The sequence below is a fragment of the Pseudomonas sp. MF06569 genome (assembly GCF_059862735.1).
On the sequence record NZ_JCBCUZ010000001.1, the window covers coordinates 193,095 to 210,380 of the forward strand.

At 58.3% G+C, this 17,286-nt stretch carries 16 protein-coding genes; 6 read left to right on the forward strand and 10 right to left on the reverse strand.

Annotation, left to right across the window (positions count from 1 at the left end):
* Positions 1-3: 3 nt before the first annotated feature.
* On the reverse strand, positions 4-1,350 hold the full coding sequence (algB, locus tag AC19YQ_RS01010) for a sigma-54-dependent response regulator transcription factor AlgB (protein WP_133075109.1): 1,347 nt from the start codon (positions 1,348-1,350) through the stop codon (positions 4-6).
* A 431-nt stretch (positions 1,351-1,781) separates the two neighbouring features.
* Between algB and AC19YQ_RS01015 the strand changes: the two genes are divergently transcribed.
* From AC19YQ_RS01015 to AC19YQ_RS01030, 4 genes are all read left to right on the forward strand, one after another.
* On the forward strand, positions 1,782-2,066 hold the full coding sequence (locus AC19YQ_RS01015; protein WP_133075110.1) for a hypothetical protein: 285 nt from the start codon (positions 1,782-1,784) through the stop codon (positions 2,064-2,066).
* An 85-nt stretch (positions 2,067-2,151) separates the two neighbouring features.
* Positions 2,152-2,316, forward strand: coding sequence for a DUF1328 domain-containing protein (locus tag AC19YQ_RS01020; RefSeq protein ID WP_019828122.1), 165 nt, complete (start codon positions 2,152-2,154; stop codon positions 2,314-2,316).
* A 613-nt stretch (positions 2,317-2,929) separates the two neighbouring features.
* On the forward strand, positions 2,930-4,249 hold the full coding sequence (gene gltP / locus AC19YQ_RS01025) for a glutamate/aspartate:proton symporter GltP (protein WP_133075111.1): 1,320 nt from the start codon (positions 2,930-2,932) through the stop codon (positions 4,247-4,249).
* Between the two features lie 104 nt (positions 4,250-4,353).
* The gene (locus tag AC19YQ_RS01030) at positions 4,354-5,583 is read left to right on the forward strand and encodes a nucleoside recognition domain-containing protein (RefSeq protein ID WP_133075112.1); all 1,230 of its coding nucleotides are present in this window, start codon (positions 4,354-4,356) and stop codon (positions 5,581-5,583) included.
* 108 nt (positions 5,584-5,691) lie between these two features.
* Here the strand turns inward: AC19YQ_RS01030 and AC19YQ_RS01035 are convergent, their stop codons facing one another.
* The 8 genes from AC19YQ_RS01035 to AC19YQ_RS01070 all read right to left on the reverse strand — a co-directional run bounded on the left by AC19YQ_RS01035 (position 5,692) and on the right by AC19YQ_RS01070 (position 13,848).
* The gene (locus tag AC19YQ_RS01035; RefSeq protein WP_500594391.1) at positions 5,692-6,333 is read right to left on the reverse strand and encodes a class I SAM-dependent methyltransferase; all 642 of its coding nucleotides are present in this window, start codon (positions 6,331-6,333) and stop codon (positions 5,692-5,694) included.
* A 40-nt stretch (positions 6,334-6,373) separates the two neighbouring features.
* Positions 6,374-7,018 carry a methionine ABC transporter permease gene (locus AC19YQ_RS01040; RefSeq protein ID WP_019828117.1) on the reverse strand — a complete coding sequence of 215 codons (645 nt, stop codon included), beginning with the start codon at positions 7,016-7,018 and terminating at the stop codon, positions 6,374-6,376.
* The gene (locus AC19YQ_RS01045) at positions 7,008-8,129 is read right to left on the reverse strand and encodes a methionine ABC transporter ATP-binding protein (RefSeq protein WP_500594392.1); all 1,122 of its coding nucleotides are present in this window, start codon (positions 8,127-8,129) and stop codon (positions 7,008-7,010) included. Before AC19YQ_RS01045 ends, AC19YQ_RS01040 begins: the two co-directional genes overlap by 11 nt.
* Before the next feature lie 2 nt (positions 8,130-8,131).
* Positions 8,132-8,923 (reverse strand): MetQ/NlpA family ABC transporter substrate-binding protein, encoded by a 792-nt coding sequence (locus tag AC19YQ_RS01050; RefSeq protein WP_326425017.1) that lies wholly within the window; start codon positions 8,921-8,923, stop codon positions 8,132-8,134.
* Positions 8,924-9,047: 124 nt separating this feature from the next.
* On the reverse strand, positions 9,048-10,412 hold the full coding sequence (locus AC19YQ_RS01055) for an LLM class flavin-dependent oxidoreductase (RefSeq protein ID WP_500594393.1): 1,365 nt from the start codon (positions 10,410-10,412) through the stop codon (positions 9,048-9,050).
* The gene (locus AC19YQ_RS01060; protein WP_500594394.1) at positions 10,412-11,608 is read right to left on the reverse strand and encodes an SfnB family sulfur acquisition oxidoreductase; all 1,197 of its coding nucleotides are present in this window, start codon (positions 11,606-11,608) and stop codon (positions 10,412-10,414) included. The genes AC19YQ_RS01055 and AC19YQ_RS01060 overlap by 1 nt, the downstream gene beginning before the upstream one ends.
* Before the next feature lie 14 nt (positions 11,609-11,622).
* On the reverse strand, positions 11,623-12,864 hold the full coding sequence (locus tag AC19YQ_RS01065; protein WP_219262689.1) for an SfnB family sulfur acquisition oxidoreductase: 1,242 nt from the start codon (positions 12,862-12,864) through the stop codon (positions 11,623-11,625).
* Positions 12,865-13,083: 219 nt separating this feature from the next.
* Positions 13,084-13,848: a hypothetical protein gene (locus AC19YQ_RS01070; protein ID WP_500594395.1), complete on the reverse strand. Its 765-nt coding sequence runs from the start codon at positions 13,846-13,848 to the stop codon at positions 13,084-13,086.
* A 561-nt stretch (positions 13,849-14,409) separates the two neighbouring features.
* On the opposite strand from AC19YQ_RS01070, the gene AC19YQ_RS01075 reads away from it, so the two are divergent.
* Together AC19YQ_RS01075 and AC19YQ_RS01080 are read left to right on the forward strand one after the other, a co-directional pair.
* On the forward strand, positions 14,410-15,342 hold the full coding sequence (locus tag AC19YQ_RS01075) for an SdiA-regulated domain-containing protein (protein ID WP_339477343.1): 933 nt from the start codon (positions 14,410-14,412) through the stop codon (positions 15,340-15,342).
* A 101-nt stretch (positions 15,343-15,443) separates the two neighbouring features.
* Entirely contained in the window at positions 15,444-16,352 is a 909-nt protein-coding gene (locus tag AC19YQ_RS01080; protein WP_500594396.1) for an SdiA-regulated domain-containing protein, read from the forward strand.
* A 123-nt stretch (positions 16,353-16,475) separates the two neighbouring features.
* On the opposite strand, the gene rpiA is transcribed toward AC19YQ_RS01080, so the two are convergent.
* The gene (gene rpiA / locus AC19YQ_RS01085) at positions 16,476-17,147 is read right to left on the reverse strand and encodes a ribose-5-phosphate isomerase RpiA (RefSeq protein ID WP_133075121.1); all 672 of its coding nucleotides are present in this window, start codon (positions 17,145-17,147) and stop codon (positions 16,476-16,478) included.
* Positions 17,148-17,286 lie beyond the last annotated feature (139 nt).

Here is a 17,286-nt window from a genome sequence, read left to right on the forward strand (position 1 = left end):
TGCTCACAGGTTGTACTGCTTACGTTTGCGATACAGCGTCGAGGCATCAATGCCCAAGGTTTTTGCCGCCTGATCCAGTGTTTCGCTGGTAGCCAGAACGGCGCCGATATGGGCTTTTTCCAGTTGGTCCAGGCTTAATGCCGCACCAATGCGCGGGGCATTGGGTGTGGTCTGTTCGGCCATGCCCAAGTGGCTGACTTCGACCACTTCCTGGGGACAAATGATACTGGCGCGCTCAACCACGTTGCGCAACTCTCGAATATTACCCGGCCAGCGGTAGTTGGACAGCGCCAGGCGGGCTTCCTGACTGAAGCCCCGAGCAGGTCGGGCGTATTCCTTGACGAAGCGGGCCAGAAAGCGATCGGCCAGGGTCAGGATATCTTCACTGCGCTCGCGTAACGGCGGCAGATGCAAGGTGATTACGTTCAGGCGATAGAGCAGGTCTTCACGAAAACGACCATCACGCACCATGTCTTCAAGGTTGAGGTTGGTGGCGGCCAGAATCCTTACATCGGCGCGGCGGGTCACGGGGTCGCCCACGCGTTCGTATTCCTTGTCCTGAATAAAGCGCAGCAGCTTTGGCTGGAGTGTCAGTGGGAAGTCACCGATCTCATCCAGGAACAATGTACCGCCGTCAGCCTGGTTAACCCGGCCCAGTGTGCTTTCACTGGCACCGGTGAACGCTCCGCGGGTATGGCCGAACAGCTCGCTCTCCATCAACTCGGCCGTCAGGGACGGACAGTTAATAGTCACGCACGATTTCTTGGCCCGTTTGCTCCAGCCATGAATCGCCCGTGCCAACTCGCCCTTACCAGTGCCGGATTCACCGAGAATCAAGATGTTGGCATCAGTGCCAGCTACCTGACGTGCCGTTTCCAGCACCGCCATCATGGCCGGACTGTGGGAGTCCAGGCCGTCCTTTGGCTTGCGCACTTCGCCTTCCAGGGCTTCAAGACGGGCGGACAACTGGCGCACTTCCAACTGTTTGGCCGTCGCCAGACGCAACTGGTCAGGGCTGCACGGTTTGACCAGATAGTCGGCGGCACCGGCTTGAATCGCATCCACTGCGGTGTCGACCGCCGAGTGGGCGGTGACAATCACCACGCGCATCCATGGGGCTTGAATGCGCATCTGGGCCAACACATCCAGTCCGTTATCTTCGCCCAGACGCAAATCGAGGAAACACAGATCGAACACCTGACGTTGCAGCAGCGAGTCTGCCTGTGCCGCGCTGTTGGCGGTGGCAACGGTGTAACCCTCGTCTTCGAGGCAATAGCGGAATGTGCGCAGGATGGCAGATTCATCATCGACCAGCAGAATGCGGCCCTGGTGCTCTTTGGCTGATTCCATGTCCTGCGTTCCTTTATGAGTGATCTTGGTTAGTGTCGGAATAATCGGGCAAGTTGCATGATTTTTCAGGATTCATTCCGAGGCTAGCACTGAAGGCAGTCTGTTGCCCGGAGTAACTGGCTGATTTTAAAGCTGAATAGGCTGAATATCAGGTCTTGATCGATCGTGGGAATTTACCCTCGTAGCATCTGACTCGCGGAGCGAGGCTGCGGGGTTTGCGTGGCAGCGGGATCGTGCATAACGCACGACGGGCATTGGGGCTATCGTGCAGGATGCGCGTAAAAGCGGCCTTTTAAAACAACTAAGTAGCTGATTTATATAGGTTTTATATCGATTCAAAAACTGGCATGGCACCTGCAATTACCTATGTATAGAGCGTCGCGGCTTGCGACTTATCCACACATTGACCACCGGGTGGCAGGAGTTTGAACATGAATCGTCAACAATTCTCCAACATGCGTGTTTCGTCATTGCATCTACAGCAGGGTTTGTTTGCCAGCCTTGCCTTGTCGGTGACATTGATCGGTGGTCAACAGTGGAGCCGATTGGAAGCCGCGCCGCAGCCCGTTGCGACCGTTCTGCACTCTGCCGCCCCACAGCAGCATTTCAAGGCTTACGGATCTGTGACTGACTCCGCTGGCCGTTACGAACTGGCGGCTTCGGACGAAACACAAATAGCCAACACTCAACCTGCACCGGAACGTTGGGTGTTTTGAGTGTTCACAACCTTGAGGCCCTGATCGGGCATCGAGCTATACCAGCGGCATCATCCTGTTTCGCACAGTAATAAGGAGAATCACCATGTTGAGTTGGGCAATTACCTTCCTGATTATCGCCATCATCGCTGCTGTTTTGGGCTTCGGTGGTATTGCGGGCACCGCGACCGGCATCGCCAAGATCCTCTTTGTCGTGTTCCTGGTCATGTTTGTGGTGTCCTTCATCTTTGGTCGTCGCGGTCGAGGCTAGGCATGTTCGCCCCATCCTTTAAGGAAGTGGTCGCTGTCCTGTTAATAACAGGCGGCGACCGAGGGGCATGAAACCGGTTACAGGCTTTAATGATGCCAAGGTTTTGCCTTGGTTTTTTTGTGCCTGAAGAAAATCATCCGGTAGACGTAATGCCTTATCAGGGTTCATTTTTTTGAAAACAAATGTGGCCTGAACGGTGCTTCGAAACGTCGACCGTATATCGACAAATAGAAAAATAGCCCGGACTTATATCTGATTTGTGTTGTCGGATATTTCTTGGATATATGCGGCTTTATGCCACTCCCTTCGTGGCTAAAAATACCTTGAAACAGCCGGTCTACGGCACTTATGTCGTCTATTCTGTGGAATCGCAGGGGGGGCGATTTGAGGTCTTGTCGGACAAAACCCATGCCGATTCGGCATAGGGTAGGCGTTTACGGCATTAGACGGCCACCTCATGCATGGGAATAGTTGCGCCTTTTTTCGCCTGCCAAAGAGCCTTTCTGGCTCGGTTTGGGCGACCTTCTACGGGGGTGGCGGTTTCTGATTTTTGCGCTTTCGAGCGCTCTAGTCTGAGCCTCTGCCCGAGTCCACTTGAAGTAAGGGTAATGACATGAAGAAGGCAAAACTTAGCCTCGCCTGGCAGATCCTGATTGGTCTGGTCCTCGGGATTGCAATCGGCGCGCTGCTCAACCATTTCAGTGCTGAAAAGGCCTGGTGGATCAGTAACGTTCTGCAACCTGCCGGCGATATCTTTATCCGTCTGATCAAGATGATCGTAATCCCAATCGTGATTTCTTCACTGGTTGTCGGGATTGCAGGCGTGGGAGATGCGAAGAAACTCGGTCGTATCGGTTTTAAAACCATCATTTACTTCGAGGTGGTCACCACCATCGCGATTTTGGTCGGCCTGGTGCTGGCCAACGTGTTCCAGCCAGGTGCCGGGATCGACATGAGCACCCTGGGCACAGTCGATATCTCGAAATATGCGGCCACGGCGGCTGAGGTTACCCATGAACATGCGTTCATCGAGACCATCCTCAACCTGATCCCGTCCAACATCTTCGCGGCCATGGCTCGCGGTGAGATGCTGCCGATCATCTTCTTCTCGGTGCTCTTCGGTCTCGGTTTGTCGAGCCTGAACGCCGAACTGCGCGACCCGCTGGTGAAAACCTTCCAGGGCGTGTCCGAGTCGATGTTCAAAGTCACTCACATGATCATGAACTACGCGCCAATCGGTGTGTTTGCCCTGATCGCCGTGACCGTCGCCAACTTCGGCTTCGCCTCCCTGGTGCCATTGGCCAAGCTGGTGGTGCTGGTTTACGCGGCCATCCTGTTCTTCGCCTTTGCGGTACTGGGCCTGATCGCCAAGCTGTTCGGCTTCTCCGTGATCAAGCTGATGCGCATCTTCAAAGACGAACTGGTACTGGCTTACTCCACCGCCAGCTCCGAAACCGTGCTGCCGCGCGTGATCGAGAAGATGGAAGCCTACGGCGCACCGAAAGCGATTTGCAGCTTTGTGGTACCGACCGGCTACTCGTTCAACCTTGACGGTTCGACCCTGTACCAGAGCATCGCGGCAATCTTTATCGCTCAGCTGTATGGCATCGACCTGTCGCTCAGCCAGCAACTGCTGCTGGTATTGACCCTGATGGTCACCTCCAAAGGCATCGCCGGTGTGCCGGGCGTGTCCTTCGTGGTGTTGCTGGCCACGCTGGGCAGCGTGGGTATCCCGCTGGAAGGCCTGGCCTTTATCGCCGGTGTTGACCGTGTGATGGACATGGCCCGTACGGCCCTGAACGTGATCGGTAACGCCCTGGCGGTACTGGTAATTTCCCGTTGGGAAGGCATGTACGACGACGCCAAGGGCGAGCGCTACTGGAACTCGCTGCCGCACTGGCGCAGCAAGGAAGCCCTGCCAAAAGGTGAGTAACCTCGCCTGGTAGTGCAACTCCCACAAACCCCGGCCCAGGCCGGGGTTTGTTGTTTCTGGGGGTAGGCCGCTATCATTCGCACCATCTTCCAGGAGTTTTCTTGATGCTCAACGGCCTATGGCTCAGCTTTTTCGTCGTCGCTACGGTGTCGGCGCTCGCCCAATGGCTGGTGGGGGGCAATGCGGGGATCTTCTCCGCGATCGTGGAAAGCATCTTCGCCATGGCCAAGTTGTCGGTCGAAGTGATGATTTTGCTCTTCGGCACACTGACGTTATGGCTGGGCTTTTTGCGTATTGCCGAAAAGGCCGGGATCGTCGACTGGCTGGGCAGGGCGCTGGGGCCGCTGTTCAAGCGCCTGATGCCGGAAGTCCCGCCCGGCCACCCGGCGCTGGGCTTTATCACCCTTAACTTTGCCGCCAACGGCCTGGGGCTGGACAACGCTGCCACTCCCATCGGCCTCAAAGCCATGCGCGCCCTGCAAGAACTCAACCCGAGCCCGACCAGTGCCAGCAATGCGCAAATCCTGTTTCTGGTGCTCAACGCCTCGTCCCTGACCCTGTTGCCGGTCACCATCTTTATGTATCGCGCCCAGCAAGGGGCTCCTGACCCGACGCTGGTGTTCCTGCCGATCCTGCTGGCGACCAGTGCCTCAACCCTGGTCGGGCTGCTATCGGTGGCCGTGGTGCAGCGCCTGCGCCTGTGGGACCCGGTGGTGCTGGCGTACCTGGTGCCTGGCGCGTTGATCCTGGGCGGCTTCATGGCGCTGCTGGCGACCCTCTCGGCCACGGCGCTGGCCAGCCTGTCCTCGATCCTGGGCAACCTCACCCTGTTTGGGCTGATCATGTTGTTTCTGGTGATTGGCGCCTTGCGCAAGGTCAAGGTTTACGAAGCGTTCGTTGAAGGGGCCAAGGAAGGCTTCGACGTGGCAAAAAACCTGCTGCCATATCTGGTGGCGATGCTGTGTGCAGTGGGGGTGTTGCGGGCATCCGGGGCCCTGGACTTTGGCCTGGACGGCATTCGTCATGTGGTCGAGTGGTTGGGTTGGGACACCCGTTTTGTCGACGCTTTGCCCACGGCGATGGTCAAGCCTTTCTCGGGCAGTGCTGCACGGGCGTTGCTGATCGAAACCATGCAGACCCAGGGTGTGGACAGCTTCCCGGCGCTGGTGGCGGCCACGGTGCAGGGCAGTACTGAAACCACCTTCTATGTGCTGGCGGTGTACTTCGGTGCGGTGGGTATCCAGCGAGCCCGGCATGCGGTGAGCTGCGCCTTGCTGGCTGAACTGGCGGGTGTCGTGGCCGCTATTTTGGTGTGCTACTGGTTCTTTGGCTAAGAGCACACCGTTTACAGCACTGTAGTCGCTGCCGAAGGCTGCGAAGGGTTGCGGAGCAACCCGTTATTCTGAATTTCACGCGACCCTCAACGCAGCCTTCGGCAGCGACTACAGGGCTTGTGCAGCGGGCTTGCGCCACACACTCACCAGCCACGGCTGCAGGTCACGGGGCAAGCCCGCCGGGCGATAGTAGTGTTCAAGTTCGGCAAAACCGGCTGCCATCAGCATCGCACGCCAGTTCTCCAGATCGTGATAAGCGCCATAACGTTCACCATTCCAGCCTTCACGGTTGTCGCCGCGAGGGTTGGAACTGAGCAGTACACCTCCGGGTTTCAAGGTGGCGTGCAGCTTGCCCAGTACCAGGCCCAGTTCCTGGGTCGGCACATGGAACAACGAGGCGTTGGCAAAAATGCCGTCGAAGCGCTCAGCGGGCAAATCAAGCTTGAGAAAGTCCTGGTGCCACACTTCGCAGCCGCTGTCCTCGCGGGCCATTTGAGTGAAACGCTCGGTGCCGTCCAGCCCGACCGCGACATGGCCCAGCCGGGTGAAGGTTTGCAGGTCGCGACCCGGACCACAGCCAAAATCCAGAATCGAAAACGGCGAACTGCCCTGGATATGCCGCAGCAGAGCGTTGATGTTCTGGCTCACGTCGTGGTCGCGGGTGCCTTCACGGAAGCCTTCGGCACTCTGTTGATAGTGGCCAAGTGTGATGGCAGCAATCTGTTCGAGGGTCTTTGGATCGAGGGTCATCGCAGGCTCAGTCGGCGTCAGTCAGGCCGCCGACTATACCTCAGCGTTTGTTCAGTGCCAGGGCCAGGCGGTCGCCGCCGAGCTGGATCACGGCCACCAAAATCACCAGCAATACGATCACGGTCAACATCACTTGCGAATCGAAGCGCTGATAGCCGTAGCGGTAGGCAATGTCACCCAACCCGCCTGCACCGATCGCACCAGCCATTGCCGAAGAGTTGATCATGGTCACCAGGGTGATGGTAAAACCGCCGACGATACCGGGTAAGGCTTCGGGCAACAGCACATGCCAGATGATGTGATGACGCTTACAGCCCATCGCCTGGGCGGCTTCGATTAATCCGTGATCAACTTCGCGCAGGCTGACTTCGGCAATCCGGGCAAAAAACGGTGTAGCCGCGATGGTCAGTGGTACGACTGCAGCCCAGACCCCGTAGGTAGTGCCTACAATCAGGCGGGTAAACGGGATCAGCGCCACCATCAAAATCAGAAAGGGAATTGAGCGAAACAGATTCACGAACGCACCCAATGCCTTGTTCAGCGCCGGGGCCTCATAAATGCCACCCTTGCCGCTGGTGACCAGAATCACCGCCAGCGGAATACCCAGGATCAGCGCGATCAGCGAAGACACACCGACCATCAAGAAGGTGTCGATCACCCCCTGCCATAAACGATCAAATCCCATAACCCACCACCTCGACCTGTTGTGCCCATTGACCGGCGCGCTTGCGCAGTTCGTCCACGCCCAGCGACGTGCTGGTCACGCTGAGCAGCAGTTGGCCCAGGGCATGGCCCTGGATGTGCTCGACACCGCCGTGCAGCAGTCGCACCTGCCCACCCAGGGCGCTGAACAACGCGCCAAGATCCGGCTCTTGCGCCTGGTTGCCGGTGAAGCGCAGACGCAGGATCACGCTGGATTGCGAAGACAGCGGTTGCGCGCAAATACGCTTTTGCAGGGCTTCGGGCAGGGTGTCTTGCAGCGGCGCGAGCAGGGTTTTGCTGACATCGTGCTGTGGGTCGCCAAACACTTGCCACACCGGCCCTTGCTCCACCACCCGACCTTGCTCAAGCACCACTACGCGGTGGCAAATATCCCGAATCACAGCCATTTCATGGGTGATGAGGATGATGGTCAGGCCCAGGCGCTGATTGATTTCGCGCAGCAAGCCCAGAATCGACTGCGTGGTTTCGGGGTCCAGCGCCGAGGTGGCTTCGTCGCAGAGCAGAATCGCCGGGTCGTGAACCAGCGCCCGGGCAATGCCGACACGCTGTTTCTGCCCGCCCGAGAGCTGCGCCGGGTAGGCCGTGTGCTTGCCTTGCAGGCCGACCAGCTCCAGCAGTTCGCGGACTTTCTGCTCGCGTTGCAGCTTGGGAACCCCCGCCACCTTGAGCGGCAGTTCGACGTTCTGCCACACGGTCTTGGCCGACATCAGGTTGAAGTGCTGGAAAATCATGCCGATCTTGCGCCGCAGTGCGACCAGTGTGTCTTCGTCAAAACCGGCGATATCCACCTGGTCAATCAGCACGCGTCCGCTGCTGGGATGTTCGAGGCGGTTAATGGTACGAATCAGCGACGACTTGCCCGCGCCGCTGCGGCCAATAATGCCGAATATTTCACCCCGTTGAATCGCCAGGTCGATGCCTTTGAGGGCATCCACCGGGCCTTGGCGGCCGTCATAGGTTTTGCCGATACCGATAAAACGCACATGGGCGTGGCTCAGCTCGGGGTGCAGCTCGGTGTGGTTCGCGCTGGGCTGCGGCTGATCGAGCCGCTCGCGAGCAATGGCCACGCTCATGATCAGCCTCCCCAGCCGGGCTGGTACAGGTTGCCGTAGGTCTTATCCAGTTGGGCCTTGACCACGGGGGAGTGCTGATAAATGTCGATGAACTTGGCCAGGCGCGGGTCGTCCTTGTTTTTAGGCTGGATCACGAACTGAATCACGTACTCGGGGTGATCGATGCCGTCGAACAGCAACGCCGACTCGGCATCAAAGGTTTTGGCCAGGCGGATGTAGGCAGGGTAGCCCTGAACCAGGTCGGCATCGTCGTAGGCGCGTACCAGTTGCACGGCTTCAACCTGCAGTATTTTGATCTTCTTCGGGTTGGCGATGATGTCTTCTTCGGTGGCCTTGTAACCGACGCCGGGCTTGAGGGTAATCAACCCGGCCTTGGCCAGCAGTTGCAGGCCGCGCCCGCTGTTGATCGGGTCGTTGGCGATGGCGACAGTGGCGCCTTCAGGCAAGGCGTCGAGGCTTTTGTATTTTTTCGAATACAGGCCCACGTTGTTGATGATGCCTTTGGCGTAAGGCGTCAGGTCAAACCCGGCAGCGGCTTTGGCGTTTTCCAGAAAGGGGATGTGCTGGAAGTAGTTCACGTCGATATCGCCGCTGGCCAGGCTGACGTTAGGTGCGATCCAGTCGGTGAACTCCACCAGTTCGACCTTGAGCCCTTGCTTGTCGGCCTCGGCCACTGCGGTTTCCAGCGGGATGGCGAAAGCGGCGGTGGTGCCGACCTTGAGGGGCTTGTCGGCTGCGTGGATGAGGCCGCTAAACAGCCCGAGGGCCAGAACCAGTGCGTGTTTTTTGTTCATGGTGTTTTCTCAGTCAAATAGTCGGAATTCGAACCCTGTAGTCGCTGCCGAAGGCTGCGAAGGGTTGCTCTGCAACCCGTTTTCTCGAAATCCACGCAGACCTGATCGCAGCCTGCGGCAGCGACTACAGGGCTTGATATCTGTAAGCCGCGCCGGTATGGCGTTGTGGCAAGTGCGCATCCCCGTCGACAAACAGCTTTTGCCGCAGGCTGCCGGTGTCATAAGCGGTTTTATAGGAGCCCCTGCGTTGCAGTTCGGGGACCACCAGGTCGATAAAATCGACGTAGCTTTCAGGGGTAACGATGCGGGTCAGGTTGAAACCGTCGAGGCCGGTTTCTGCGATCCACGACTCCAGTTCATCAGCCACGTGTTCCGGCGAACCCACCAGGGTGATGTAGCGCCCGCCCAGCGCGTGCTGTTCGAGTAACTTGCGCCGGGTCCAGTCGTTGTTTTGCAGCACTTTGGTCGCTGACTGGATCGCGTTGCTCTTCACGTACTGGATCGGCTCGTCCAGCTCATAGTCGGCAAAGTCGATGCCCGTGGAGCTGGAAAAGTGCGCCACTCCCGCTTCGGCGCTGGCATAGCGCAAGTACTCGTCACGCTTTGCCTGCGCCTGTGCCTCGGTCGGTGCAACGATCACGTTGAGGCCCATGAACAATTTGATGTCGTCAGGGTTGCGACCCGCCGCCACGGCGCTGGCGCGAACCTTGTCGACCTGGGCTTTTGTGGCGGCCTTGGTCTGGCCACTGATAAACACGCACTCGGCATGGCGCCCGGCAAATACCAGCCCGCGATCCGAGCTGCCCGCCTGAAACAGGACCGGGGTGCGCTGGGGCGACGGCTCGCAGAGGTGATACCCCTCCACCTGATAGAACTCACCGTCGTGTTTGACCTTGTGAACCTTGTCGGGCCGGGCGTAGATGCGCTGCACCGGGTCATTGATCACGGCGTCGTTTTCCCAGCTGCCTTCCCAGAGCTTGTAAAGCACTTGCAGGTACTCATCGGCCTGATCGTAGCGACGGTCGTGCTCGACTTGCTCGGTCAGGCCCATGGCCTTGGCAGCGCTGTCGAGGTAGCCAGTGACAATATTCCAGCCCACGCGGCCGCGGGTCAGGTGATCCAGGGTCGACATGCGGCGCGCGAATAAATACGGGGTTTCGTAGGTCAGGTTGGCGGTCAGGCCAAAGCCGAGGTTTTTGGTGACGGCAGCCATCGCCGAAACCAGCAGCAGCGGGTCGTTGACCGGCAACTGGATCGCCTCTTTGAGGGGGACATCAACCGACTGTTGATAAACGTCGTACACGCCCACGATGTCAGCGATGAACAGCCCGTCAAACAGTCCTCGTTCCAATAGCTGAGCCAGCTCTGTCCAGTACTCCAGGGTGTTGAAGGTGGTCGAGTTGTCCCGTGGGTGCGTCCACAGCCCGTGATTGATATGGCCAATGCAGTTCATGTTGAAGGCATTGATCAGGATCTTCTTTTTACTCATCAAATGGTCCCCCGCAGTGGCGGGTTGGCATCGTTGAGGTAGTAGTTGCCCACGGCGTGGTACTTCCAGCGCACCGGGTCATGCAGCGTATGGACCCGGGCATTGCGCCAGTGGCGGTCGAGACCGTGTTCGGCCAGGGTGGCCTGGCTGCCCGCCAGCTCGAACAGAGTGCTGCCCGCGGCCAGGGAAATTTCAGTGCTCAGGGCTCGCGCCTCAGCGATGGCTATCGAGGCGGCTGCCACGGTGCTGGCGCTGGTGTCGGTCTGGGCGCTGTCGAGGAATTCCCCGGCCCGCTCCAGCAGGGCCTCGGCAGCATGCAGGCGCACACTCAAGTGGCCGAAGCTTTTCAGGGTCAGGGGGTCTTCGCTGGCGATATCGGTGGTGGCGTCGATCCAGGGCCGGGTTTTGGTACGCACAAAATTCAGGGCGTCTTCAAAGGCGGCGCGGGCAATACCGGTGTCGATGGCCGCGTGCAGAATCTGCGCCAGCGGGCCAACCGGGGTCGGACGCTCGAAGGCGCTTTGAAACGGGATCACGTCCTGGACGGCGACCGATACGTTGTCGAATACCACCGAGCCGCTGCCCGTGGTGCGCTGGCCAAAGCCGCTCCAGTCGTCGATCACGCTCAGACCGTCGCTGTCGCGGTGGACAAATGCCAGGTGCTGGATACCGTTATCGTCCACCACCGAGGTAGGAATCCGCTGCGCATACAGTGCGCCGGTGGCGTAGAACTTGCGGCCGGTGATGCGATAGCCGTGTTCGGCCTTGGCCAGGTGGGTGGTGCGATCGTGTGCAGTCTTGGTGCCGATTTCGGCCAGGGCATTGCCGAAGCGTTGCCCGGCCAGCACTTCGGCATACAGCCGCTGCTTTTGCTCGTGAGTGCCATTGACCCGAAGAACTTCAAGGGCATAAAAGTGATTCTGCGGGATTTGCCCCAGCGAGGCATCGGCCGCAGCGATCAACGCGACAACCTGGGCCAGGGTGACATTGGACACACCGGCACCGCCGTAGGCCTTGGGCACGGTGATGCCCCACAGGCCGGTGTGGGAAAACAGTTCCAGCTCATCAAAAGGCAGGCGTCGCTCACGATCGCGCAAGGCGCTGTCGCGTTTGAAATGCGCCGCCAGCTCACGGGCTACGCTCAGGGCCTCGGCATCGCTGTGGATAACCGGGACCTGTTTGGATATCAGTGACATGGGTGTCTCCAGGGTCAGATCCAGGAATGCCGGGCAGGCAAGGTGCCGTTGAGGCGGTAAGCGCCAATGGCGTGGTACTTCCAGCGCACCGGGTCGTGCAGGGTATGCACCCGGGCGTTGCGCCAGTGGCGGTCGAGGTTGAATTCGGCAAGGGTGGCGCGGCTGCCGGCGAGTTCGAAGAGCTTTTCGCTGGCCAGCAACGACAGCTCGGTGGTCAACACTTTGGCCTCGGCCACGGCAATGGATGCGCGGGCAGCGGCGGGGGCGTCAATCGCAGCGGCGCTGACTTCGTCCAGCACGCGACCGGCTTTGCGCAGCAGGGCCTCGGCGGCGTGCAACTCAATGTGCAGCTTGCCGATGTCGGCGATCACGTAAGGGTCATCGCTGTTGCGTTCGACCTTGGCGTCGATCCACGGGCGTGAGCGTTCGCGCACAAAACTGATGGTGTCGGCGATGGCGCCCCGGGCAATACCCAGATCGATGGCCGCCTGGATCAACTGCGACACCGCGCCTTGAATATTGGGCGCATCGTTGAGGCGCGAACTGTCGACCACCAGTTCGGCTTCAACTCGAACATTGTTGAGCAGTACGGTGCCGCTGGCGGTGGTGCGCTGACCAAATCCGGACCAGTCATCGACAACGCGCAAGCCCGGTGTGCCGCGACGAACAAAGGCCATGACCGGCTTGCCGTGATCGTTGATTGCCTTTACCGCAATCCAGTGGGCGAACAGGGCCCCGGTGGAATAAAACTTTTGACCGTTGATGACGAAATCGTCGCCATCGGCGGTGATCCGTGCCTTCAGGTCGAGGGTGTTTTTGCTGCCGCGTTCGGGACCTGCATTGCCGATGCGCCAGCCTTGCAGCACGCTGGCGAACAGTTGTTCTTTTTGCGCCTGGGTGGCCGTGGCAGCGATCAGGCTGAGAATGCCGACCTGATTCTGCGGGATCTGCCCCAGCGCCGGATCGGCAGCCGAGATAATCGCGAACACTTCGGCCAGGGTCACGAATGATACCTTGGGCCCGCCAAACTCGCGGCCAATGGAGATACTTCCCAGGCCACTACGGGTAAAGGCTTCTATATGCGACCACGGCAGCTTGCGTTGCTGGTCGCGTTTGCCCGCGTGTTCCCGTGCGCTGGCAGCCAGCGCGCGGGCGGCTTCAAGGGCTTCGTTGTCGGTGCGCAGAACCTGCGCTGCCAGCAACAGAGGCGCGACATCCTGGTCGCTTTGCAGGTGTGCATTGGCCAGATTGGACATTAGTACCGCTCCTTGGCTGCACTCAATGCCCTGGCGTTATGCACAAGGGTGATTGTTTTACGGACCATACCTACCTCACGTTTCATGGGAGCGCCGCTTGAGCGGCGCGGATAAAAGCAGAGAGTCCGGTGGTCCGGTCTATATACCCTAATCGAGTATAAAAATTAAAAGAACTAACTTTTAGGAATATGAATAGATGATTCCATTGCGTCCCCGGCCCTAGCTGCGCCAGTCGGGGTGTGTTTCTGCCGCGTGCAGTGCCTCCCGTGGCGTGGGCTTTAGATAGCGTTTTGGGGCGCCTACCTTGAGTATTCGTGCGGGCGCCCAGCGCGAATTGTTGCCTGCACGGTCGATCACGCAGTAGGTGACTTCCAGTTTGGAGTCTTCGCCGGCTTCCTGAATGATGTGTGGGGGGACGAACACGCTTACAGGCTTGTCGATATCCACCTGGCGCAGTTTGGGCAGGTCCAGGCGTACGTCGCCCCACAGCAGGGTGATCGCGTCTTCGCAGGCCATGTTGCGGTAGGGCTCGATGGTCACGGGTACGCCGCGTCTCATCTGGCTGGAGTTAACCCCGTAACGCTGGATAGGCTCGGGAATGATGAGTGGGGCGAGGCCCTGATTTTCATCGTCGACGGCTTCCCCGCCCGGGCAGTCAAGTTTGACAAAGACCTTGAGCTGGGCAGAAAGAGCAGGGGTACTGCCGATATGCATCACACGGTAATAAAGACGTGCCGAGCCACTTTGAATAAAACTTTGAGGCACTCTTAACAGCACAGGGTGGCCAATGTCAGTGTTTAGAATTTTCTGCGAGGTTACATAACAGCCGTCCCAAAACAACTCGACGAGGTCGCCTTCCTCCATGTTTTTATAAGGCGTTATTGTGATAAGCAAATGTTCAGCGGCCCGTGCGCAGATCGTGTTTTTTTCAGGGTTGGAAAGTGCAGGAGGCGCAAGTTTGTTTATGCATGAGGTAAAGGGCATATATAAAAGATTCCTTTCTGGCTGGTCAGTGGGCGACAGGCGTCGCACAGGCGAGCTCCGGGCCTGGTGCCGTGTGATGAAGGGCCTGCGATGAATGTGCGTGGTGGCTGGTGTTAGCTGCACAGTAGGCGATCGATATATAACTACTTCAGTAAGTCAGCCGAGCCGGTTGTTTTATTAGATAAGAGCCTGGAAGTCTGAGTGTCAAGGGAGAATGGAATACGTGTGAATGTCTTTGGGTTATTCGGAAATCTCCTACTGGTAGAGCGTGTAGATAATGAAAGGCAAGTGCTAGTTGTTCGGTATTAGTGTCTGTGGGGTACTAAAAGTTATAGAGAGTCAGGCCCGAGAGTGGATGGGCGTCTATTTTTATACCTGTGAAGTGAACCGCGCTGTCGATCAATGGCACTCGTTCAATCAGCAAGGACCAGTGCCATCAAGTTTTTTGGCATTTTTACTATTAATTTCACACGCCTTTTGCATAATCATTGCGCGCGAGGCAGTCGGTTTGCCCGCTTTGTGATGTCCAGCATCAGCCAAATCTCATGGAAGCCCACTCAAATGGCAACAGACCCTCAGTTGATTCCGCCTCTCCCCAAGTCCTCTCGCTTGCGCATGCGCTGGTATTACTGGTTATTGCTGCTTGGCGCATTGCTTTATGGACTGGCGTCGATCATGCATTGGGATGACCGCGGTGCATTGTGGGTGCTGGAACGGTTTGAGAGCCCGTCTGAGCAGAACGAAAGTGTGTGGCTGCCTGACTACACCGTGGTGATTGATGCCAAGGTGCTGCCGGGGATGGAAAAGGACGAAGCATCAGATCTGGCTTATAACCCGCTGAGCAAAACGCTGTTTTCGGTGATGGGCAAGAATCCGTTCCTGGTGGAGCTGACCCTTGATGGCGATGTGCTGCGTAAAATTCCTCTGGTGGGCTGGAGCAACCCCGAAGGCCTGACGGTGATGGAAAACGGTCTGCTGGCCATTGTTGACGAGCGTGAGCACATGCTGAGCATCGTTAATATCGATGCCGACACCAAAACCTTGAACATTGCCGACTTCCCCAAGTACGACCTGGGCCCGTCGAAAAACCAGAACAAGGCGTTTGAAGCCATTGCCTGGGATCCCCGCCGCCAGCAGCTGTTGCTGGGTGAGGAGCGTCCGCCGCAGTTGTTTGTATGGAAAAGCGATGGTGGCCAGGTACTCACCGGCAGCAAGCAAAAAGTACCCAGCGATGAACTGGATCTGCGCAATCTGTCTGCCCTGAGCATTGACCCGCGCACGGGGCACACACTGGTGCTGTCGGCTGATTCGCACATGCTCCTAGAACTTGATGAACTGGGCGAACAAGTCAGCTTCATGACCTTGCTCGGCGGTTTCAACGGTCTCAAGAACACCATTCCCCGGGCCGAAGGGGTCGCGATCGATGAGCACGGTACGCTCTACATGGTGAGCGAGCCGAACCTGTTTTATCGTTTCGAGAAAAAGGCCAGGTAACCAGCCGTCTTGCGCGCCAGACACGTTGTGTATTGAGGGTTAAGGTTGAGTTCAGGCAGTGGTGGTATTTCTCCTGCCTGATTTTTTAGAGTTCGACCTCAATGCGCCGTGTCAGCCGTCCTTTTGCTCTTGTTCTGGGTGTAATGCTCGTGGCTCTTGTGGCCGCCGGATTCGCCGCGCAACACTTTCGAGTCTTTGAGCGAGCCTGGTTTCAGGCCAGCCAGTTGTGGCAACCCGCCGATCCGGCTGCGATCAATCTGGGCGAGTACCGCGCCGTGCTGCAAGGCAAGGTGATCGAGGGACTTGAGGACGATGTGTCGGCCCTGACCTACGATCCGCTGCGCAAAAGCCTGTTCACCGTCACCAATAAAAAAGCCGAGCTGGTCGAGCTGTCCCTCGATGGTCGTCTCTTGCGGCGCATCGTGCTGGTCGGGTTTGGCGACGCCGAGGCCGTTGAGTTTATTGGCGAGAACACTTACGTCATCACCGATGAGCGTCAACAGCGGCTGATCAAGGTAAGGATCGATGACAGCACCCAGGTGCTGGATGCAAAAGATGCGGAGCAATTGACGCTGGGGATCAACCGGTCGGGCAACAAGGGCTTTGAAGGCCTGGCCTATGACTCTGTGGGCAAGCGCCTGTTTGTGGCAAAGGAGCGCGACCCGATGTTGATTTATGAGGTGCGCGGCTTTCCTCAGGCCAATGCGCAGCAACCTTACGCCACCCATGTGGTGACCAACCCGCGACGTGATGCGCGATTGTTTGTGCGGGATTTGTCGAGCTTGCAGTTTGACGAACGCACCGGGCATTTGCTGGCGCTGTCGGATGAGTCCAGGTTGTTGCTGGAGCTGGACCTGGAGGGGCGCCCGATCAGTGTGTTGTCGCTGAAAAAGGGCCGTCATGGCCTGAAGAAATCAGTGCCGCAGGCAGAAGGTGTGGCCATGGACGAAGACGGGACGGTGTACGTGGTGAGTGAGCCGAATTTGTTTTACGTGTTCAAAAAAACCTGATTTGTAGTCGCTGCCGCAGGCTGAGATGGGTTTGGTGCGCCACTGCGACGCAGCGACCCTGCTTAAAAGCGAAGGCCCTGCGGTCCTTATCGCAGCCTGCGGCAGCGGCTACAAGTTTTGCAGTTACTTGCTCAGGGTTTTGACGCCTTCAGGCGTACCCAGCAACAGCAGGTCAGCCGGGCGGGCGGCGAACAGGCCGTTGGTCACGACGCCAACAATGGCGTTGATCTGACGCTCCAGCTCAACCGGGTTGATGATCTGCATGTTGAACACGTCGATGATGATATTGCCGTTGTCCGTCACCACGCCTTCGCGGTAGACCGGATCGCCACCCAGCTTGACCAGTTCGCGGGCCACGTGGCTGCGGGCCATCGGGATCACTTCAACCGGCAGCGGGAACGCCCCCAGTACCGGAACCAGTTTGCTGGCGTCGGCGATGCAGATAAAGGTCTTGGCCACGGCCGCCACGATCTTCTCGCGGGTCAGGGCTGCGCCACCGCCTTTGATCAGGTTCAGGTTTTCGTCGCTTTCATCGGCACCATCAACGTAGAACTCCAGGTCGCTGACCGTGTTCAGCTCATACACCGGAATGCCGTGGCCCTTGAGGCGGGCAGCGGTGGCTTCCGAGCTGGCCACGGCGCCGTCGAATGCGCCCTTGTGCTGGGCCAGAGCGTCGATGAAGCAGTTGGCCGTGGAGCCGGTGCCGACCCCGACGATGCTCTTGTCATCCAGTTTTGGAAGGATGAAGTCGACTGCAGCCTGGGCTACGGCCTGTTTGAGTTGATCCTGGGTCATGCGGGCTCCGGGGCGGGAAGGTTAAACAAACAGAAGGGCGCAAGTATAACCCAAGCATGTAAAACCTTTGGATTCGTATGGTCGCCCGCGTAAACGCTGGGGTAGACTCCTTGGTCCCTGCCAACCCGCCCAGTGAAGC